The organism is Dyadobacter bucti, assembly GCF_005869225.1.
In the GTDB taxonomy this organism is placed as follows: Bacteria; Bacteroidota; Bacteroidia; order Cytophagales; family Spirosomataceae; genus Dyadobacter; species Dyadobacter bucti.
The window spans coordinates 1-19055 of the sequence record NZ_SWFP01000004.1; the positions used below are offsets into that span (position 1 = coordinate 1).

General features: G+C 45.3%; 19 protein-coding genes. 11 read left to right on the forward strand and 8 right to left on the reverse strand.

What is annotated here, in order from left to right; all coding sequences use genetic code 11:
* The first annotated feature begins 103 nt into the window (after positions 1-103).
* Positions 104-382 carry a hypothetical protein gene (locus FBF61_RS13910; protein ID WP_166444519.1) on the forward strand — a complete coding sequence of 93 codons (279 nt, stop codon included), beginning with the start codon at positions 104-106 and terminating at the stop codon, positions 380-382.
* A 173-nt stretch (positions 383-555) separates the two neighbouring features.
* Here the strand turns inward: FBF61_RS13910 and FBF61_RS35545 are convergent, their stop codons facing one another.
* The 3 genes from FBF61_RS35545 to FBF61_RS13925 form a co-directional block, all read right to left on the reverse strand.
* On the reverse strand, positions 556-699 hold the full coding sequence (locus tag FBF61_RS35545; RefSeq protein WP_374756613.1) for a winged helix-turn-helix transcriptional regulator: 144 nt from the start codon (positions 697-699) through the stop codon (positions 556-558).
* Complete coding sequence (locus FBF61_RS13920) at positions 683-1558, reverse strand: HEPN domain-containing protein (protein ID WP_138478152.1); 876 nt, start codon at positions 1556-1558, stop codon at positions 683-685. The genes FBF61_RS35545 and FBF61_RS13920 overlap by 17 nt, the downstream gene beginning before the upstream one ends.
* 157 nt (positions 1559-1715) lie before the next feature.
* Positions 1716-2606 carry a LysR substrate-binding domain-containing protein gene (locus FBF61_RS13925; RefSeq protein ID WP_166444520.1) on the reverse strand — a complete coding sequence of 297 codons (891 nt, stop codon included), beginning with the start codon at positions 2604-2606 and terminating at the stop codon, positions 1716-1718.
* Between the two features lie 114 nt (positions 2607-2720).
* Here FBF61_RS13925 and FBF61_RS13930 point away from each other — a divergent pair, with 114 nt between their 5' ends.
* The 9 genes from FBF61_RS13930 (at position 2721) to FBF61_RS13970 (ending at position 10560) form a co-directional block, all read left to right on the forward strand.
* On the forward strand, positions 2721-3272 hold the full coding sequence (locus FBF61_RS13930) for a hypothetical protein (RefSeq protein ID WP_138478156.1): 552 nt from the start codon (positions 2721-2723) through the stop codon (positions 3270-3272).
* A 220-nt stretch (positions 3273-3492) separates the two neighbouring features.
* Positions 3493-5574: a sigma 54-interacting transcriptional regulator gene (locus FBF61_RS13935; protein WP_138478158.1), complete on the forward strand. Its 2082-nt coding sequence runs from the start codon at positions 3493-3495 to the stop codon at positions 5572-5574.
* 195 nt (positions 5575-5769) lie between these two features.
* Positions 5770-6510 carry an SDR family oxidoreductase gene (locus FBF61_RS13940; RefSeq protein ID WP_138478160.1) on the forward strand — a complete coding sequence of 247 codons (741 nt, stop codon included), beginning with the start codon at positions 5770-5772 and terminating at the stop codon, positions 6508-6510.
* A gap of 42 nt (positions 6511-6552) precedes the next feature.
* A complete protein-coding gene (locus FBF61_RS13945; protein ID WP_138478162.1) occupies positions 6553-7308 on the forward strand; it encodes an SDR family oxidoreductase in 756 nt (251 codons plus the stop codon).
* A 225-nt stretch (positions 7309-7533) separates the two neighbouring features.
* Positions 7534-8016 (forward strand): hypothetical protein, encoded by a 483-nt coding sequence (locus FBF61_RS13950; RefSeq protein WP_229215045.1) that lies wholly within the window; start codon positions 7534-7536, stop codon positions 8014-8016.
* Positions 8017-8044: 28 nt separating this feature from the next.
* Positions 8045-8323 carry a hypothetical protein gene (locus tag FBF61_RS13955; protein ID WP_138478164.1) on the forward strand — a complete coding sequence of 93 codons (279 nt, stop codon included), beginning with the start codon at positions 8045-8047 and terminating at the stop codon, positions 8321-8323.
* Between the two features lie 115 nt (positions 8324-8438).
* On the forward strand, positions 8439-9542 hold the full coding sequence (locus FBF61_RS13960) for an adenylate/guanylate cyclase domain-containing protein (protein ID WP_138478166.1): 1104 nt from the start codon (positions 8439-8441) through the stop codon (positions 9540-9542).
* Positions 9543-9830: 288 nt separating this feature from the next.
* Positions 9831-10160: a hypothetical protein gene (locus FBF61_RS13965; RefSeq protein ID WP_138478169.1), complete on the forward strand. Its 330-nt coding sequence runs from the start codon at positions 9831-9833 to the stop codon at positions 10158-10160.
* Positions 10161-10257: 97 nt separating this feature from the next.
* The gene (locus tag FBF61_RS13970; protein WP_138478171.1) at positions 10258-10560 is read left to right on the forward strand and encodes a hypothetical protein; all 303 of its coding nucleotides are present in this window, start codon (positions 10258-10260) and stop codon (positions 10558-10560) included.
* Between the two features lie 1379 nt (positions 10561-11939).
* Here FBF61_RS13970 and FBF61_RS13975 read toward each other — a convergent pair.
* From FBF61_RS13975 to FBF61_RS13985, 3 genes are all read right to left on the reverse strand, one after another.
* A complete protein-coding gene (locus FBF61_RS13975) occupies positions 11940-12311 on the reverse strand; it encodes a hypothetical protein (RefSeq protein ID WP_138478173.1) in 372 nt (123 codons plus the stop codon).
* Positions 12304-12702, reverse strand: a complete 399-nt coding sequence (locus FBF61_RS13980; protein WP_138478175.1) for a DoxX family protein — start codon at positions 12700-12702, stop codon at positions 12304-12306. The genes FBF61_RS13975 and FBF61_RS13980 overlap by 8 nt, the downstream gene beginning before the upstream one ends.
* Positions 12703-12771: 69 nt before the next feature.
* Positions 12772-13188, reverse strand: a complete 417-nt coding sequence (locus tag FBF61_RS13985; protein WP_166444521.1) for a YciI family protein — start codon at positions 13186-13188, stop codon at positions 12772-12774.
* A 62-nt stretch (positions 13189-13250) separates the two neighbouring features.
* Between FBF61_RS13985 and FBF61_RS13990 the strand changes: the two genes are divergently transcribed.
* Positions 13251-14225, forward strand: coding sequence for a GlxA family transcriptional regulator (locus FBF61_RS13990; protein ID WP_166444522.1), 975 nt, complete (start codon positions 13251-13253; stop codon positions 14223-14225).
* Between the two features lie 104 nt (positions 14226-14329).
* On the opposite strand, the gene FBF61_RS13995 is transcribed toward FBF61_RS13990, so the two are convergent.
* The gene (locus FBF61_RS13995; protein ID WP_138478182.1) at positions 14330-14458 is read right to left on the reverse strand and encodes a lmo0937 family membrane protein; all 129 of its coding nucleotides are present in this window, start codon (positions 14456-14458) and stop codon (positions 14330-14332) included.
* Between the two features lie 240 nt (positions 14459-14698).
* A complete protein-coding gene (locus FBF61_RS14000) occupies positions 14699-18643 on the reverse strand; it encodes an Ig-like domain-containing protein (protein WP_138478184.1) in 3945 nt (1314 codons plus the stop codon).
* Positions 18644-19055 lie beyond the last annotated feature (412 nt).

Consider the following 19055-nt stretch of genomic DNA (forward strand, 5'->3'; position numbering starts at 1 on the left):
AGCCAACATTCTCGTTACTTCCTGCTTAAACTCAGCATCATAACTCTTTCGGGTTTTGCTCTCTTTCTGAACTCCCATTTTGCATCATGTTGTGCAAAAATGTGTGCCGCTTTCGGGAGCCACCTCAGGTTTCCTGATCGCACTGGGAATGCATAACAACTGGCTTCCGTTCGTGGACTGGTCGCAAGTGCCTTTCCTGGACAGAATGGGCTGGGTCTTCGTGATCTGCGTGATCGGAATGTTTATCCTGAGCTACGTTTTGCCCGACGAGAAACAGGGACTGGAAGTGGACGCTTCCATGTTCCGCGCGCATAAAAGTTTTATGCTGGGCGCGGCGGTGATTCTGGTGTTGCTGGTTTTCTTGTATAGTTATTTTTGGTAGAAAGAACCGGCGGGGGGTCGACCATGTAATCTATTTTCTACGGATTCGTTTTTCCTGGATTGATGTTGCAACCAGTCAGATTACAAATGGCCACCACCTGGTCGATAATTGGTTTGGTTCTGACAGATGTCAGCATAATCGGCCAGTTATAGCGCACGATTCAACAACATCACTCAGATATTGTATTTCAAAGACCACTTGAACATCTCAGATATAACAGGCTCTAAATCCCGACCGCAATTTGTTAAACTATATTCCACATGTGGCGTAACAACTGGCAAAGAAATTACCCTAACACTCCTATGATAGATCGGCACTAAACCCCGCAATCCGCTCCCTGCAAATCCGTTCCGTCAACTCTTTCAGCAAAGTCACCCGACCGCCAAGGTATTCTAATTCCTCTTTTTCAATCTTATAATTCTTTTCGTACCTCGCGTCAATGTAGGCCTTTTTTAGAAGTTTAAACATCCGGTCGTCCTCGGCTGTATTTCTAGGAAAAACCGTAGCAAAATTGGAATGGAGTTTTATCGCTTGACTTCCCAATTCCTCGATATCATGAATCTTTGGCTTGTAATCTGTGAAGACCAAAAGAACCGCGGTATAAAATCTTTCCGCCGCTTGGTGAAGTTCAAAAGCCGCATCGGTGTAGAAATCTGAATCTTTTTCTCCTTCCTGTAAATAGAATTTAAAGCCTATTAAACGTTTACTGGCAGATTTGAACCAATGCTCAAACGCATCCGTAGCTTTTATATGCCTTTCTTCTGAGTTCATCAATTTTGGCTCAGATAAGCTGTATTTCCCGGAATCGTAAAGGATAATTCCTTCCCTCAAAATATCGACAAAGAAGTAGTAATTCCGTTCGATCTTGTCGTTCACGAAGCCAATGCTGTGGTAAATAATGCTAGTTCGCGTGATATCCTCATTGGCTATCAGCTCTTCCTCGAGCTCACGCGATTTCTTGACTTGTTTTGCCGAATTTTTGTCTTTGGTGACGATCAGAATGTCAAAATCGCTCACATACTCATACTTTTCCTGATAATCCTCGACCCAGTCACCCCGCGCATAGCTGCCGAAGAGAATGATCATTTCTGCCGGGACTTTGTCGAGTACAATTTGGGTAAGCGCCTTTAATTGGTCTTGTTTGTTTTGTGGGAGATGAGCGAGGGATGTTTTCATTCGTGTGTGGGGTTTTTTAAAATTTCGGTAAGATACAAAATTTCAAAAACCATCAATGGCGAGCCCTAATGTTCAATCGCCATCATCCGCACTTTTCCATTTTCGAAGGTATAAGTATGAAATAGCAGCGCGCCGCTTAAAATCTGCCCGTCCGAATCTATGGTAGCTGATAGTCTGCGGCATGCAGAATCAACATGTCAGCCAATGACGAAGCGGACTTCTTTCTGTAAGCACCTTTTAGCCAGGCAATGGTTGCCCGGCGCTGCATGTCGGCTCCGGTGATAGGAATGGCCTTTAATTCGGGATGATGAAGTATTGTCGAGTTCATTAGCACGGTCACCCAGCGACTTGTTTGTGCAAATTGGAGCAGGGTGTGTATGTCATTGACCTCTATGCTCAGTGAAGGCGATACATCATGCTTTTGCATTACCAGGTCCAGGTAGCTGCGGATGCTGTATCCGGCCGAGGGTAAAACCAGTGGCAGATCAGGCAAGTCTTTCAGCTTAATATCGTTCTTGGCTGTCACGGGATGGTCGCGATGGGCGATCAGGGATAGCTGAGCGGAAAATAAATGATCTGTTGTAGTGCGTTCATTGTCTGGCTCATCGTAAAATGATAGCATTAAATCCAGATTGCCTCCTTCCAAATTTCGGAGCAGCTCCTGCGTTGTCCCGAAACTGATCATCAATTTGATCTGTGGGTGTTTTTCATTAAAGTCAGCTACTGCCTTGGTAAGCAGATTACTAAGGCCATACGTAACTCCAATAGAAAGTGTTCCTGTTTTGAGATTCATCAGATCCTTGAGAATATCCTTTCCATCTTCTGAATCCTTCAATGTTTTCAAAGCGTACGGCAAAAATGATCTCCCCGCTTCTGTGAGCCGCACGCGCTTGGCAATGCGATCAAAAAGCGGCAGTCCAAGTTCATCTTCCAACTGTTTGATCTGTTGCGACAATGTGCTCTGTGTAATAAACAGTGCTGCGGCTGCTTCTGTGAAATTTTGCAGCTCAGCCGCTTTTTTGAAATATTTCAATTGGCGTAACTCCATGCAGCAATATAACCACTTGATCGTTTTTAGCGATGAACCTGATCGAAAAAATGAGTTTAGACGATTAACTTTTGCATCGGACATTTGGACTATCAAACGAAAACAAAACAGATCATGGAAATCAAACAAACCACTGCCAATGCGTTGTCTCATGTTGTAGCCAAAGCGATCATCAACGCGCCCATCGAAAAAGTAAACATTGCTGACTGGCTGCTCAACCTGCCTGATGCCGAATATCAAAAATGTTCCGTCAATCATATCGCTGCCGGGGCTACGAGGACATACGACGGTCAGCCGATGTCGATCAATGTCGAGATGATCGGCGAGGCATTGGTAATCCAGCATTATGTTGCGACCGAATTCCGTGCCGACTATTGTCGAATGCTCTCGCAGTCTGATGTGATCAGCCAGAACGGACGCAGCAAAGTTCAGGTGCTTTGGGAGCTGAAAGCCACCAGAATTGATGATCAGCGTTGTGAATACACCAATGAAATTCATGCAACGGCAACACCGCAGTTTTTGGAATTTATTGATAAACACGGCATAACCCTTGCACAGGCAGCCGCAGCGCGCCAGGCTGCATCAGATCTTCACAACCAGGAAGAAACACCACTATTTGCAAAAAGTATTGAAGCAAAAGCACTGAATGGCATTTATGGATTTTAAGTAAAAAAACATGGAAATGATTTTGGGAACTTTGGACTAGAACCCCGTCCCTGGCCTGTGCATTAATTATGTTTTTAAGTGAATCCATTCTTGGCTGTTTTATATCTTTGGTTGATTTGTTTTGTTGATGCAAAGCACGCATAGTCGCGGATTTTAACCGCCGGACAATTTGGCGCAAATGGCGGACAAATCAGCTTAAATTCAGATATTCCTAGCACAGATGAAGCAGTTTTTAAACATCATCCAAAACGAAGAGACCCTGCAAAAGGAAAATGAAAAGTCATTCCTGCTTGATTTCAGCAATGATATGACGGCAGTCCGGACCAGGGAAGATCTGGCCATTGTCGTTAAAACAGCACTACGGAAGCTTAACCCTGAAAGAGGCTATGTGATTCGCAAGATCAATGAAGATGGCGAAACAATGTCTGCTTACCTGTACGATACGGGCGCTTCTGCATTCGATCCGGCATTGCTGGCGCTGGTGCTTGCTGAGAAGTACCCGATCAATGACGGCCTCCAAAACCGTATTCTGGATAGCTACATTCCGTTGCTTTTCAATGTGAGCCGCGAGTTGCAGAGAGGCTACAAGCTTTCCTACCTGGACCTTTGGGAAAACATGGGTTTCAAAACAATGGTAGGCATTGCACTGCGGAACGGTAACACGAATATTGGTCTGCTCTGGCTGAGCATTGACGAGATCAACATTCCGATCTTGCAGGGCATCTGCTCGCAGATTGCCATTGCGATGGGCAACATTATGGCCAACGAAGACATTTTGCGCAGGCAGGCCGAGCAGCAGCTGATGCTCACGTTTTCAAAAGATATCACGGGTGTTAAGTCCAAATCGGACTTGGATCATGTCATTTCCAGTGTTTTGCAGGGCCTGTTTAAAACCCAGATCGCCGTTTTGTATCTCTTGGCAGAGGACCAGGTTACCCTGCGGCCTTACCTTCTCGACCGGCGGTTTTTCAAGGAAAATGAGGTTGCAGAAAATGAGGAATTTTACTCCTTGAATATTAATGAACAGCATATAAAACAGGTTTTCGAAAGTAGCCAGCCGATTTTGCTGCACATTGATGAGAATCTGGAAGCGAAGTGTCTAAAACTATCCATCCAGCGTGAGCAGCGCGGGCTTAACAGCGTATATGCATCGGCGCTCAGATTGGGTGAACAGAATCTGGGGATGGTTTGGATGCTGGGTGAGCAGATCAGTGGGCCGCTTTTGCAAGGCATTTGCGCCCAAATCTCCACCGCGGTTTCCAATGTGCTTGCGCACGAACAGATCCTGCATTTGAAAAAGCAGCTGGAAGACGAAAACGACTATCTCAAACAAGAGCTCAATAAAGATTTTGACGAGATCGTCGGTGGTGGCGAGGCCATGCAGCAGGTGTACCGGCTGATTTCCCTGGTGGCTGAAAGCAACTCGACGGTGTTGCTGCTGGGCGAGACGGGTACTGGCAAGGAGCTGATCGCAAAGGCCTTGCATAACGCGTCTGCCCGAAAAGAAAGGCTGATGATCAAAGTCAATTGCGCGGCCATGCCAGCCAGCCTGATAGAGAGCGAGTTGTTTGGCCATGAGCGCGGCGCATTCACTGGGGCTGTCGAGCGGCGCATCGGAAAGTTTGAGCTGGCAAATAACAGCACCCTTCTTCTGGACGAAGTGGGGGAGATGCCATTGGAAACACAGGTGAAGTTGCTGCGGGTTTTACAGGAAAAAGAAATGGAGCGCATAGGCGGCAAAACCACCATCAAATTAAACGTCCGGATCATAGCGGCCACCAACCGCGACCTGGAAGCCGAAGTGAAAGCGGGCCGGTTCCGTTCGGACTTGTATTACCGTTTAAATGTATTTCCCATTAAGCTCCCGCCACTTCGCAACCGCCGCGAAGATATCGAAAGCCTTGCCGAATTTTTCTTATCCAAATTCAGCAAAAGTATAGGCAAGAAAACCGTGAAGCTCTCAGCCAATGCATTGCGGCAATTACAGGCCTATTTGTGGCCCGGCAATGTACGCGAACTCGAACACCTCGTTGAGCGCTCGGTCATATTGACCACAGGTCCGATGATCAGCGAGTTTTTCTTGCCGCAATCGGCCGCGGCAAATACCGACGCTAAGACGATGCAATCCGATTTGCCATTGGAAGAGGTCGAGCGCATGCATATCATACAAGTGTTGCGCCGGTGCGGCGGCAAGATTTCCGGCATAGGAGGGGCAGCCGAAATACTGGGCATTCCCGGAAACACCCTGCATTCTAAGATACGTAAGCTGGGCATCTCAAAAGCCGATTACTACGCTCATTAAGTCTTCTAATCAGACGCAACATTCCATCCATTCTCATCAAATAAGGTGATCCTTTTCATGATTTCACTAAATAAAGTGAAAATCAGAAGGAGCTATTTTAATTATATAGCTGATAATCAAATTACTAGCCAATTGGCATTGAAATGGCAAGTTTAAAGTCATCTGTAAGATTTTAAACTTAAACATTTCAAAACCATGAAAATTGTAATTGTAGGCGGCACCGGGTTAATCGGGTCAAAGGTCAGCGAAAAACTGCGGATATTGGGTCATCAGGTGGTGGTAGCCGCTCCTTCAACGGGGATCAATGCTTTGACTGGCGAAGGACTTGCTGAGGCCATGGAGGGTGCCGAGGTTGTCGTTGACCTCTCTAACTCGACTTCTCCCGAGGAGGAAACTGCGATTAATTTCTTTCGTACCGCCGGAAAGAACCTGGCTGCGGCGGAAATGACGGCCGGCGTTAAACACCACATCGTTCTCTCAATCGTAGGAACCGACCGAGCCTTGTACATCGGTTACCTTCGCGCCAAAAAAGAGCAAGAGGATATTATCAAAGCGTCCGGCATCCCTTACACGATCATCCGCGCAACGCAGTTCCACGAACACATGACGACTTTGATTGCGGTGCAATCCGACGAACAGGCTATCCATATTTCTAATGTTGATTACCAACCTATTGCGGCAGAAGACGTGGCCGCATTGGTCACGCGGCTCGCATTGGAAGAACCAAAAAATACGACGGTGGAAATCGCAGGGCCGGATCGTGCTCCCATGAACGAGTTCGTCAGCCATTATCTGTCTGTGAAAGGCGGGGAAAAGCCTTTGAAAGTAAACAACGACAATAAGTACATGTTCTTTGAAATCCCAAAATCCCTGTTAGTCCCTCAAGGCGATTTTTACCCTGGAGCAATCCGGTTCTGCGACTGGGTTAACCAATAAATCAAAGCTTATCCATTTTAATAATTCATAAAACCAAAAATCATGAAAATTGTAATCATAGGCGGCACAGGCCTGATCGGCTCCAACGTCACCAGAAAACTTCGCCAGCTTGGCCATACTGTCATAGCGGGATCACCTTCCACGGGCATCAATGCACTCACAGGCGAAGGCCTTTCGGATGCATTGGAAAATACGGATGTGGTCGTTGACCTTTCCAACTCTCCTTCATTCGACGAGGGACCGGCCATCCATTTCTTTCAGACCGTAGGCCGTAACATTTTGTCGGCCGAGCTGAATGCAGATATCAAACACCATTTGATCCTGTCCATTGTAGGTACACACATGATGGAAGGTATGGGGTATATGAAGGCCAAGAAAATCCAGGAAGACCTGGTAAAAAGCTCCGGCGTACCGTATACCATAGTCCGCAGCACCCAGTTCCAGGAATTTGTGCCGACGATTGCTGCCGGAGGCACGCAAGGGAATGAAGTTCATGTCTCAAAGATCGACTTCCAGCCCATTGCCGCAGAGGAGGTTGCGCTGTTCATTGCCCGGTTTGCAATTTCGGAACCTGCGAACGGAACTGTCGAAATTGCCGGCCCTGACCGTGGGCCTATGAATGAATTTGTCGAGAAGTATGTCAAGGCAACTGATGCGGGCAAATCAGTTGTGGTTAACGACAGTAATGAATACTTCGGTTTGGCAGTGCCAACATCGACGTTGGTACCGAAGGGAAATGCGTACTTGGGTGAAATTCGTTTTGAGGAGTATCTGCGTTCCCTCTCACCCCAAGCCTGACAACCTTTCAGTTTTTAAAATAGTCCTGAACATGCACGGTCGGTGGCTGCTACCGACCGTGCATGTTAGCAGCTTCAAATGCGTATTCCATGAACATTCGAAACTATAGAAGAAAATTAATTAAAACCTCGCATTACATATCCGGTGTTACGTTGTCGGTCTTGATAGCATTCTACTTATTAACATCTCTTTACACTGGATGGATCAGAAAAACATATACAGATCATGAGCCGGTTCCGGCTCGCCTACAGACATCCGGTCGTGGAAACGCTTCTGCTGGTCGTCATTTTATTCCAGATCGTTATGGGCATCAGATTGATTTACAAACGGGATGCCCAGGCGATTGCCGAGAAAATCCAGGTGTATTCCGGCCTTTACCTTTCATTTTTCCTCATTGCCCTCATGGGGGCAGTTCTTTCCGCACGGTACATCGAGCATCCGGACACCAATTTATACTTCGCAGCGGCCGGACTCAACTACTATCCTGCGACGTCCATTTTAATACCCTACTATTTCCTGGCCGTCGCTTCCATTAGCTTGCACCTTTCAACTATCCATTATTTGAAGACGAGATCAATGGGAATGGCAATCGGAATTGCGGTTATCGGTATTGCCACTTCATTTGTTATCATATTAAAGGATAGAATAGTAGCCCTATCAAAATTATTATTTCTGACTTTTAACTTTGAGACGTTCACTTTAACATAATTCTTTTTGATAATAAAAAGGACTTATCTTGGAAAATCAGCCTACTCATCACGACATACTTGGCGTGGAATATTTGGTCGATCAGATGACCAAAGCAGGATTTACGAGAGCCGCAACAAATGTTGCGACTCGAACATTAAAAAGAAAGAATCTCATAGATTTCACGCAAATCGAGGAAAGCTACTACAATGATAGCCGCATGATAACGCACTGTTTCCTAACAGAACTGGGAGTCGAGTGGCTAATTAATAATCAAGATAAAATAAGGATTAAGTTTGACGCTTCTGAAAGAGACATCCCTATGTAAGTATCCCTAACCTTGACAAAAATCAGGAGACAGCTATAATTTACATTTTTTTATTTTTTGGGCTTGTATTGAAAATTTAGGGTTATTTTGATGGTCGGTCCTCAATATCCAATCCATGCTGTCACCGAAAACCAAAAGAGATGTTGCCCTTGTCATTCCTTTTGGAGGGTTATGGTTTATTTTTAGCCTGATTTATTGCATACTAGAAAAAGGTATTCTCGGAGATCTGGACTACTATCCGTCTACGGGGAATCAGTACAAATTTGCAGCGAACATTTTTGCAGTCCCTATTGCGGGCCTGATGATGGGTCTAATTACCGGCGTTCTGGAGATTGGTTATTTCAGTAAGTGGTTTATAAAGGATAGCTTCGCCAGAAAGATCGTATTCAAATCCTTTTTTTACCTGATCATTGCTATCATTTTTCTTATTGTCATACTGTTGGTGAATGCACTATATACGCATAGTGAGCACTCTCTTGAAAATTTAGCGTCACCAGTCTGGGCATTTTTTACTGACTACGCTGCGGTCGGTCTTCTGGTATACATTGCTTCGGTAATTCTGATTACGCAATTCTACACTGAATTTAGCCAAAGTATCGGTCCAGGTACCTTGAGTAATTTTTTCTTAGGGAAATATCATCATCCGATAGAGGAAGAGCGGATATTTATGTTCCTGGATATGAAATCATCAACTACAATAGCAGAAAATCTTGGGCATGTCAGGTACTTTGAGATGCTGAAAGAATACTTTTTTGACTTGTCAGTTGCTGTTATTGATTATGCGGGCACAATCTACCAATACGCTGGTGATGAAATGATTGTCAGCTGGAAACTAAAAGACGGATTAAGAAATAATAACAGTATCGAGTGCTTTTTCGCGATGAAACGCGCTCTGGATATGAATGAGGAAAAATACATTAGTAATTTCGGCATCTTACCTGCGTTTAAAGCTGGGCTGCATTTTGGGATAGTGACTGCCGGGGAAATCGGATCGTTAAAAAAGGAAATCGTCTTTACAGGCGACGTCCTTAATACTTCCGCTAGGATACAGGGACTTTGCAATCATTTCGAGGCTGACCTGCTGGTGTCAGAAGACCTGGCCAAAATACTTAATCTTCCGGCTGCCTACGAGATCAGATCGGTGGGAGAGAACCTGCTGAAAGGCAGAAGCAAGACAATGGAGATATTTGCCATTTTCATTTCTAAGCAATCTATTTGATAAATTGCTTATTTCGTAAATCGCTGTTTTTTCGTGTGTCATTGTTTGCCTTGATTCTTGCAAACGCAAATTTAAACCCTCAAAAAGTGCTAGAATACCACTTAACGATAAGATAATGTGTTGCTCTTACTTCCCACATTCCTGCCAAGGCGGGACCCCTACATTTTTTTAATGTTAAGATTCGTCTTTGTTTGTTAACTTTAATGTGTCCTGACACCATCCATTTTTGCTTTTTAGCCAATTCCAGAAGATTCCAGTTAATGACCCGGTATTCTTTTCAAATAATATATGGCAAACGTTACAAAGGCAGCCCGCAGCAGCAGATCTTTAAATCTTAAACGACAAATCCGCAGAACTTTTTATGCTGTCTATGACTGTTGCATCAGCAACAACATCCCTAGCTGCGACGTTGCTTTCATTGAGCAGCGCTTTGGCCCTCGCAGTAAGCACGAACGAGTCGCCAGCGGCGAAAAATATTTCACATCTCTAAGCGCAGCCCAAAGATACGTAAAGAACCATTTCAAATCCGGCGGTGAATACTTCTCATTAAAACAGTCGTCACAACCTGATAACATCCTGCATGCAATCATTGACAAAATCACCTATCTTATGGCTTAACTTGGAGCGCAGGCCGGGTCGATTATGTTTTGTTAACTGGTGGTTTGCCTGGATACTTTTTTGTAAATTCACCCCTCGCATCACACACTAAGCAATCATGGTCTACGAGAAAATCTTCACAATGCCCGGTGGCAAACAGATAAAAATGGTTATCAGGGCGTATTACAGGCACCAGCAAACAGAGATTGAGCCGTTTATTGAAATATACATAAAGGAGCCCGTTCGGGCACATTACATTAAACCGACGGGGCTGAACCTGCCGCAATATGGAAGGTTTGGAAAAGCTGCGTCAAAAAATATTAAACAGCTGGTGGTTGAAGCCAATGGCATATCTGATCGGCAATATGACCAGGTGATGGATGAATTCAAGCAAATTAGCGGATCTTCCGTGCTGTTATAAGATCTGAAACTTTATATTGAAATTACATTTGGATCACAAGCCAATGGTCTTGAACCAGCCTGTGAGCAGATCGGGACCGGATATTTTGTAAGCGGTGGAGTACTGGTTGAAGTGATGACTTCGCTGGCGGCCGGATACAGCTAGCTTCTACCTATGGGAAAACAACAGCTTTTCTTCGATGTGGCATTGCTCGACAGTTACGCAGCTCGCGTCGATGAAGTCTTGTTAATTAAGCTAAAGCCTTCCAAGCAGCGGTGAGAGGACCTATAACGATACTGGCATCCATTATAAGCATGGGCTCAGCCAGGCCAGGGCGTTGCTGGAAACTCACGGCTTGTAATAATTATTACGTATATATAAGTGCGGACAAAAAAGGCAACATTGCGCAAGGCCGATAAGTATTACTTTTGCACCTTGCACGGTAAACAATGCACTTCACATGAAATGAAAACAAAGCAGTTCACAGCAAGTATTACAGAAACACTTTAAGACAAACTAAAAGACATAAAGGCGGATACAAAAAAAGCTTTCCAAAGCCATTAACAAGACGGCCAAAAACTAGCGAAGAAAGTGATCAAGGGGGCTATTAAGGAGCGAAAGAAGCTTGAAAAACAAAAAGGAACTAGCGATCTTGCTTAATCAGGATGAGACGAGCCTGGAATCGAAAGCTGGCTGAAAGGCATCAACGAGACGGAAGATGAATCGCTTGGCGTGCAGCATTAATTGCTAGCGATTTGAGATACTCCATATCATGCGTGATAGCTTGAACGCTTTTAGACCCTCATTCAATGCCAAACCCTAATACAAGTACAATGGCCTAAATGAAGGTGGACTTCCCTGATCTATTCGCAGTGATTAACTTTCTCATTAAAACCGCGTTATTATTATAAAAAGCTATTGGTTTGACGGTGAGCTTATTAGAGGAGCTATCTCACGGAAGATCTAGTTCGCGAAGATCTGATATTAGAGAACTCAGCTTTTGTATGCATTTTTCATGATGAAAAGTTTGACAAACGCAGACCTGTCGAGGCTCATACATTCGCCCAAGGTGCAGCAGTGTACTGCCAATGGCGCCGCTGCCCCCGCGGATCAGGATTCGCTGCCTGGATCTGACATTTGCATAATGAACAAACATCTGATAGGCAGAAATACCCGATAAAACCATGCAAGCGGCGGAGTGAGGGCCGCATGCTGGGGGATCCGGGTAATGGGCGGGTAAATGCCTTTCTTTATAAAAATATCCGTTGCCGAGACCGTGGAGGCTTCAATCCTGACCCTAACCTGTCCGGGTTTTGGTTCAGGAGATCGGTCCTTCCACGATCCGGATCGTACCCGGCTTTCCCGAAAGCGCCGATCATTGCTTTCCGGTTTTTCATCGCTTATCCAATAAACCGTTTGTCTTCCGAAAAGGCCAAAGCATACATAAATGCGCCGCCGATCATGTTAACAACCCTGAAAACGTTCAGCATTTCCATTGGGTCTTTGGCATTGGGCAGGTTGATCATCACCGTGACCAGCAGCAAGTAGACAGCCAGCAAAACGGCAGCCAGCTTATCGTATTTGCCGATAACGCAGCTGATCATAAAAGCCAGCATGCATACGCCTGTCAGGTAATTGAAAAAGTACGGATAGGGCAGGTATGTGGGGACATACCGTTGGACACCTACATCGGCCAGGAACAAATGCAGGAAGACGTAAAAGGAAAATGTGAACACATAGAGCCATTTTCCAGACTTTAAAACTTTATCCATTTTGCGGGCTTGTTAATGGTTTACTAAAAAATCGATGGTCTTTTGCAGCGTATCGTGCATATAAAAGCAACCCGCCAATCGTCATCAGGTTTCTGAAAATATTGAGCATATCGTTTTGGGAATGCGGTGCCCTGGGAATGTGTATAATGAAGATCATCAGCAACACGTATAGGGCCATCAGGATCGAAGAAAGCTTGTCGTACCGGCCGATGAGGCAGCTGATAATGTAAAGCAGGATAAGAACGCCGGTAAAGTAATTCAGGAACAGCGGCGCGGGCATCCAGGATGGGACAAAAGACGCACCAACCTGCGGCTGGCCAAAATGCAGGCCAACATAAAGCAAAAAGGAAAGAGGAAAAAGATAGCGTCCGATGTTCAAGATCTTGTTCATTTGGTATAAGATTAAGAGGATTGAAAGAGCAGGAAGGCCGGTTATCGTCCGTTACTTCCTGCTATTCATTTACATTTCAAACGGGATAATCGGACGCACTTCGACACTGCCGCCGAGTTGCAGGACCGGGCATTGCCTTGACAACTCGACCGCCTCGGCCAGATCCTGAGCTTCGAGCGTGAGTGTGCCTACGACCAGTCCGTGGCCATCCTTAACGGCGTCCTGAACCTGTCCGCCTGGACCGAGGATACTTCCGGACTGATCCAGACGCTGGGTGCCGATGAATTTACCCTGACGGGCGATGTCGGCGATGAAGTGTTGCCAATGTGCGGTGACGGCTTCCATGTCAGATGCCGAAGGTTTGTTTTCCGGCGAAAGCGGGAAATGATGAAAATTCAGGAGATACTGTGCCATTGTTCTTATTGTTAATAGGTTAGCGATCTTTTTCTTTGTCGACATGGCAAAATTACTCCTGCTATTTGGCATAAATGGATGGCATATCTGACAATATGGTATGGTATATTTGCCAAACATTAATCCTCATTCCTATGCGCGTAATCATCCCTGTTTTCAAAGATTGCGTCTCGGCTTCGGTAGTCGGCATGATGGATATGCTCAAACTGACCGAGAACTTTTACAACCATTTGCCCCATCAAAAAAAGAAATGGTTCAGCGTGCAGCTCGTATCTCTTCATGAAGAGCGTACCGTCCAAAACAATGGGTTCGACATTACCTGCGATATACTGCTTGCCGACTGTGATCATGCGGACCTGGTGATCGTCCCGGCCATTGTCGGTGACTTGCCGACCCTGATCGAGGAGCACCGGGATTTCGTCGATTGGTTAAAAGTCCAGTACAAAAAGGGCACGAGGCTGTGCAGCACCTGTAATGGCGCGTTTTTTCTCGCTTCGACCGGATATCTCGACGGGAGGGAGGCGACCACTTCCTGGTTTGCTTCCGGGGATTTCAGGAATATGTTCCCGAAGGTGAAGCTGATCGACGAAAAGATTATCGTGGATAATGGGGCGATGGTAACCGGCGGCGCGACGCTATCGTTCCAGAACCTATGTATTTATCTGATCGAAAAGTATTACGGAAAGGAAATTGGCACCTATGCAGCGAAAATGTTCCTGGTCGAGAAAGGTAAACATTCACAGCTCAACTATTCCATTTTCAGTGCCCAGAAAGGGCATAATGATGAGCAGATTCTTGAAACCCAGAATTTTATAGAACAGAATGCGGCCGAAAAACTGATTGTATCCAGGCTCGCCGAGGACGCAACGATGGCGGAGCGTACGTTTATCCGGCGGTTCAAAACCGCGACCAGCAATACACCTTCCGAATACATTCAGCGTGTAAAGGTGGAGCTTGCCAAAAAGCTCTTGGAAAACGAAAATACGTCGATCAAGGAGATCTGCTATGAAACGGGGTACGAAGACCAGAGCTACTTTCGCAATGTCTTCAAAAAATACACCGGCCTGACACCCGCCGATTATAAAAAACAATTTACGTTTCAGTTGTAGAGTGCCGGCCCTGTTGCGTTTAAGATCTTATACTTACCCAACATAATCGGCACTCTCTTTTTTAAGGGAGTTAGGCTCGTCTTTTTAGTCAGCTCCCTTGTTCACTAAACGACCCGATCCCCACGAATCAGTCGTAGAACGATAGCTATCACTGCAATAACAAGCAGTATGTGAATCACATTACCCATTCCAAAACTCGCAAATCCGAAATAACCAATAAGCCATAAGATCACGGGTTTGCTGCCGCTACATCTATCTCGGCATTTTTGAGGTTGGCAACGCTTGCTTTTATCTGAGCCCGGGATTTGATAATGAATAGATGGGCTGAGTACAGTACCATACCGGGCAAGCCAATCGACTTAGATTTTTATACGAGATTTTGATTGTCTTTTCTCAATAGTTAATCAAAAAAAAGAGGGTGCCCCATTTGTAAAGGCACACACCCTCTTTTAGAAATCCAGCAATTGAGTGGACTACTCCATAATGAATCGCGATTGCTCCATACCGGAGGCGGTATGGGCGTTAATGATGTACATACCAGGTTTCATGGCCTTGGTGACAGGCATTTCCATGGAAGTGCCACCTTGCGCATCGGTTTTAACTGTTTTCGCTTGATATAGCTGCCCAAAGCGATCGTGCATGGTAATGGTTATCGGCTCTTGTTTTGCGAAGTTGGTTAGATCAATGTATATTTTTTCCCCATTCCGGATTGGGTTGGGATATATCTTAAGAGCAGGCCGTTCAGCCGTTGCCTGATTGCGGGTCGTGTCAATAACCTGCTCTCGGGCATTTGCAAGGGAAGCGCTGGTAGTAGAAGAGTCAGCTTCGTAAGAAATCCCTAATCCCGATAACTCGACGGATACAATTTGATCCTTTTTCTTTTTGTTGCTGACAGCTTCTAGTTTCGCCTTTTTCTGTCCTGCTGATTTAGGATAAAAACCAAGATTAAAGGTAACAGAACTATTCTTGCGGATTTTTACTGGCTTATTTGGCTTTACACCTGGCTGACCAAACATTTGAAATTCGTCGGCATTAGCCCCGGTAATAGCCAGTCCTTTTAACACTAGGTTACCCCGGCCGGTATTGGAGATAGTAACTGTGTGCAGCGCCACCTTTGAGAAATCGCGTATGTCGTCAGGATCATGTTTATCATGGCCGTCGTTTTCCTTGTCTCCGCTCACTGCATTGGATCTCAAAGAAATTGGGGGGGAGTTCTCTGTGGAAGTAGCAGTGGTTGTGACTCCTACTACTTCTACAGCGGATATTTCCTTGGGAAAAGCGGTAGCAAACCCTTCATTATCGGATAAATTGCTCACTTGTAATAAAGTAATTTGAGAAGTCCTATCGGGTATATTATTCCAGTTAAGCTCAATCACGTACAAGTTTCCCGTTTTTACGTCTTCCACAATATCCAGAGGATTAATAAAACCAGACATACCCACTAAACCATTTGTGCCGGCCCCGGTATAGGATTTTGTAATGTCGTAGAGGCTTTCTTTGCTGCCTTTTACCAGCGAGCCTGGTTCTAAAACAATTATATCGCCCCCGCCGCTGAAGCGGCACACCAGCAATTTACCTTTCAATGCCCCATTAAAAGCATCGCTTTTATATTCAATAGCGCCATTAGGCGACCGGTTTAAGTCGAAATCAAAGGCTGCTCCCTGGTAATTTTTATCGGGGAGCACGGTAGTAGGATATCCGCCATTGTCTTTATTGCCCCGATTAGAAACATATTCTCCGCGCAAAGGATTAGGGTGACCATAATAGCCATTCGGCTTGATACGAAATAACCAATCATTTTGGACCTGCACCCCTGACGTAGCTGGTATTGATGGGCCATTATAAAAGGTGCCGTCCAGCCGCCGGGTTCCTGCTACGGAAGCCGGCGTATTACCCCCAGCCGCAGAGCCGTTAGCCGGAGCGTATAATTGTCCGTTAGAATGCCACACCAGGTCGTATGCATTTCTGATACCGGAAGCATAGATTTTAAGCGGAGCATTCGTAGCATAGGGGTTATAAGTGCTATCGGCAAGACGCAACTGGGTTGTGCCAGCCTGATTGATCAGACTCTGATTAGAAGTTGTTTTAACATCAAGTGTGGTACCATTTACTTTTGTTAAATCCAAACGCAGTACCGCCGCGGATAGCAAACTTTCAGTGCGCTGCCAGGAACCATCGTAAGCCCCCATAGAACTATTGCTGCCTTGATTAAAATATAAAGCTTTATCAGGACCAAATGCCAGACTATTCACCAAGTGGTCTTTGGCCGAGCGGGGCAGATTGGTAACCAGTAACTGCTCGGCAGCCAAACCCGCTCCCGTAAGTTTAGAGATTTTACCATCGAATTCGGGCGCATCTACCAGCCCGGACGAGCAATGAGAAACATAAGCTATAATGTTGGTCGCGGTGGAGACCGGATCGAAGACCAATCCTACTGCCGAACGGGTTCCGTATTTATTCACCAGCGTGGTAATCGATTGCTGATTGACAAGCATACCAGTGGTGCGATTTATTGTAAATCTTTCAATCACACCATCTAACCTTAGGGCGTAAAACTTGTCGTCCGGACCAATAACCAAAGAAGCATATTTTTTATTTTGAGTTCCGGCGACGGCAGCCTTGGTAAATTCAACGGATAAAGGATCGGTTGGCTCAAGGGCGGCACCAGTGGTAAAACTAGCAGTATACGGAATAAAAGAAGCTTGGCTATATGATTTCACACCTTCAGTTACCATGAACTTATAAGTCGTATTAGCTTCCAGGGCAAAAGTAGGGGAAAAGCTGATAGCGTCCCCGCCGCCCGTACCCTGCACCACGCCCTGGATTTGGGTGGCAGTGGTACCAGCTACTTTCATTAATTTTACAGTGCTACTTGTAATAGTGCTATTATCTACGCCGCCTCGATATCCGTCTACCTCCGTCACATAAAGATTATTGGCGGCAATACTGGAAGTATTTACGCTGACATTAGTGGCGACATCTCCTGGTGTAGAGGAAATCACGTACGGGCGGGGAGCGCTTACTTTCACCTGTATATTGAAGCCGCCACTGCTGAAACCGGCCGCCGCAGCTCTAACCGTCGCTTTATATGTACCTACCGGCAACTTTTCGGCAGCAGCATAATTAAAAGAGACATTAGGCTCCGTGCCGTTATGGGTAGTATTAAAGCTTAGCCAGCCACTGCCGCCAGCGTCGTATACGGCAGATAAGTTATATTGGACATTTCTATTGCCGGAATTGCTTAACTCTAAGGAAAAGGTTTTGTTAGTAGTGGAGCTGCCTTTCTCAATGGCTAGTTGCTGCTCGTTTACAGACCAATATGCATAAGGCCCGTTGGTAACCGGCACAATGCGGACAGAATTAATTTTCGTATTAAAACCGCCATCCGCATTAATAGTCAGCTTATTATCAGAAACCATTACCCGTACGGTAGCCGATTTTAAGCGTGTTGCAGAATTAATCGATCCAACGGGTATAAATTGATCGATTGCCTGCATACCCTCTACATTCAGACTATGTTTTTCGGGAAAAGGATAAATGCCAGCATCACCAGCAGAAACAGTTACATCATAGAAGCCATTCGGTACTTCTATCTCCCAGTAGCCTTCTGCTTTTGTACCATTAAAGTTACCTACAATATCATCAGCTTGCATGTGAATTAAAGTGCCTTGTAGCACATTGGCCGGCCAATTCCGATTTCTACCGTTGCCAGGAGTATCGCCGCCAACAGCAATATTAAGCAAGCTACCATCCGAACGATTTTTCCAGCCATATCGTAAGTTTTTTCCCTGGTAAGTGCCAGTCCGAAAACCAAAAGGCTGGCCATAGTCCCGAACCCAGCCCGTAGGCGGAACTGTAACCGGATCTTGAAAGGTTACCTGAATGGTTTGCGGATTTACAACTTTGAAAGAGATGGAGCCGATTGTGCCAGCTGTGCCGGTGCCCTTAGCTGCCGAATAAGGAGTGGCTTTCAAGGTATAACTTCCAACCGCCGGGGTCCAGTCCAGGCCGTCGCCAAACAAATCGTAAGGGCCCTGGGATTCAATTTGACTTCGACTTTCAGTACCGCTCAAGGCAAATACAACACTACCGACAGTACCAGGGTTGGTATTTGCCCTGATATTAATGTTCTTGGTAGGCAAGGCAGCTAAATTAAGTGTACTGTTATTGGTAAGTGTTTGTATGATTTCTTTTGTAGCTGAGTTAATTAAAGTAAAGCTCGTTATTTGCTCACCTGTTAGATCATCATTCAAATACTTTGTAGAAACAAACTTTTTGTTGGGAGGTTCGGCGATATCTGATGCCAGATTTAAGGCTTGGCTGTGACCGATAATTAACAAATTACAAATCAGGAATACCCACCATTTGTATGGTAATACCTTAATTTGTTGCACTGGGGGAGTAAAATTTTGATCCATTTTTAATCAGTTTAAAGTTTAGTTTAGCCCCTCACGGATTGTGAGAAAGTTTGAATTAGAGGTTCTGGTGTTTCGTGAAGGAAATCAACAAAATCTTTCTGCGTTAAAACATTCATCGAGCTGTGTGGTTGGAAGTTTTTACATTCCAATGGAAATCTTCCATGTTCTTTTACGTCGTTTCTAAAGGAGAAGAAGTTGCCTAAAGACATTCATCCACGGCGGCCGTTCTAAATTTCCCATTCATAGCTTACACCGGGACCCAGTTAACGTAAGGATCTTCAGCGGCTGCCATACAATTGGCTTCCAGGTCTTAAAAAGTTTGTGGCGGCCCCGTTTGAATACTTCCTTAAATCCATTTTCTTGGAAATGCACGTCGCCGGCGACTGTTCGCTTTCATTATTGCTTTGTATAC

Coding starts and splice junctions, on each gene's coding strand:
- FBF61_RS13920 (WP_138478152.1), bottom strand. CDS start 1,558: ATGAAAACATCCCTCGCTCATCTCCCACAAAACAAACAAGACCAATTA.
- FBF61_RS13925 (WP_166444520.1), bottom strand. CDS start 2,606: ATGGAGTTACGCCAATTGAAATATTTCAAAAAAGCGGCTGAGCTGCAA.
- FBF61_RS13930 (WP_138478156.1), top strand. CDS start 2,721: ATGGAAATCAAACAAACCACTGCCAATGCGTTGTCTCATGTTGTAGCC.
- FBF61_RS13935 (WP_138478158.1), top strand. CDS start 3,493: ATGAAGCAGTTTTTAAACATCATCCAAAACGAAGAGACCCTGCAAAAG.
- FBF61_RS13940 (WP_138478160.1), top strand. CDS start 5,770: ATGAAAATTGTAATTGTAGGCGGCACCGGGTTAATCGGGTCAAAGGTC.
- FBF61_RS13945 (WP_138478162.1), top strand. CDS start 6,553: ATGAAAATTGTAATCATAGGCGGCACAGGCCTGATCGGCTCCAACGTC.
- FBF61_RS13950 (WP_229215045.1), top strand. CDS start 7,534: ATGAGCCGGTTCCGGCTCGCCTACAGACATCCGGTCGTGGAAACGCTT.
- FBF61_RS13960 (WP_138478166.1), top strand. CDS start 8,439: ATGCTGTCACCGAAAACCAAAAGAGATGTTGCCCTTGTCATTCCTTTT.
- FBF61_RS13965 (WP_138478169.1), top strand. CDS start 9,831: ATGGCAAACGTTACAAAGGCAGCCCGCAGCAGCAGATCTTTAAATCTT.
- FBF61_RS13970 (WP_138478171.1), top strand. CDS start 10,258: ATGGTCTACGAGAAAATCTTCACAATGCCCGGTGGCAAACAGATAAAA.
- FBF61_RS13975 (WP_138478173.1), bottom strand. CDS start 12,311: ATGGATAAAGTTTTAAAGTCTGGAAAATGGCTCTATGTGTTCACATTT.
- FBF61_RS13980 (WP_138478175.1), bottom strand. CDS start 12,702: ATGAACAAGATCTTGAACATCGGACGCTATCTTTTTCCTCTTTCCTTT.
- FBF61_RS13985 (WP_166444521.1), bottom strand. CDS start 13,188: ATGCCAAATAGCAGGAGTAATTTTGCCATGTCGACAAAGAAAAAGATC.
- FBF61_RS13990 (WP_166444522.1), top strand. CDS start 13,251: ATGCGCGTAATCATCCCTGTTTTCAAAGATTGCGTCTCGGCTTCGGTA.
- FBF61_RS14000 (WP_138478184.1), bottom strand. CDS start 18,643: ATGGATCAAAATTTTACTCCCCCAGTGCAACAAATTAAGGTATTACCA.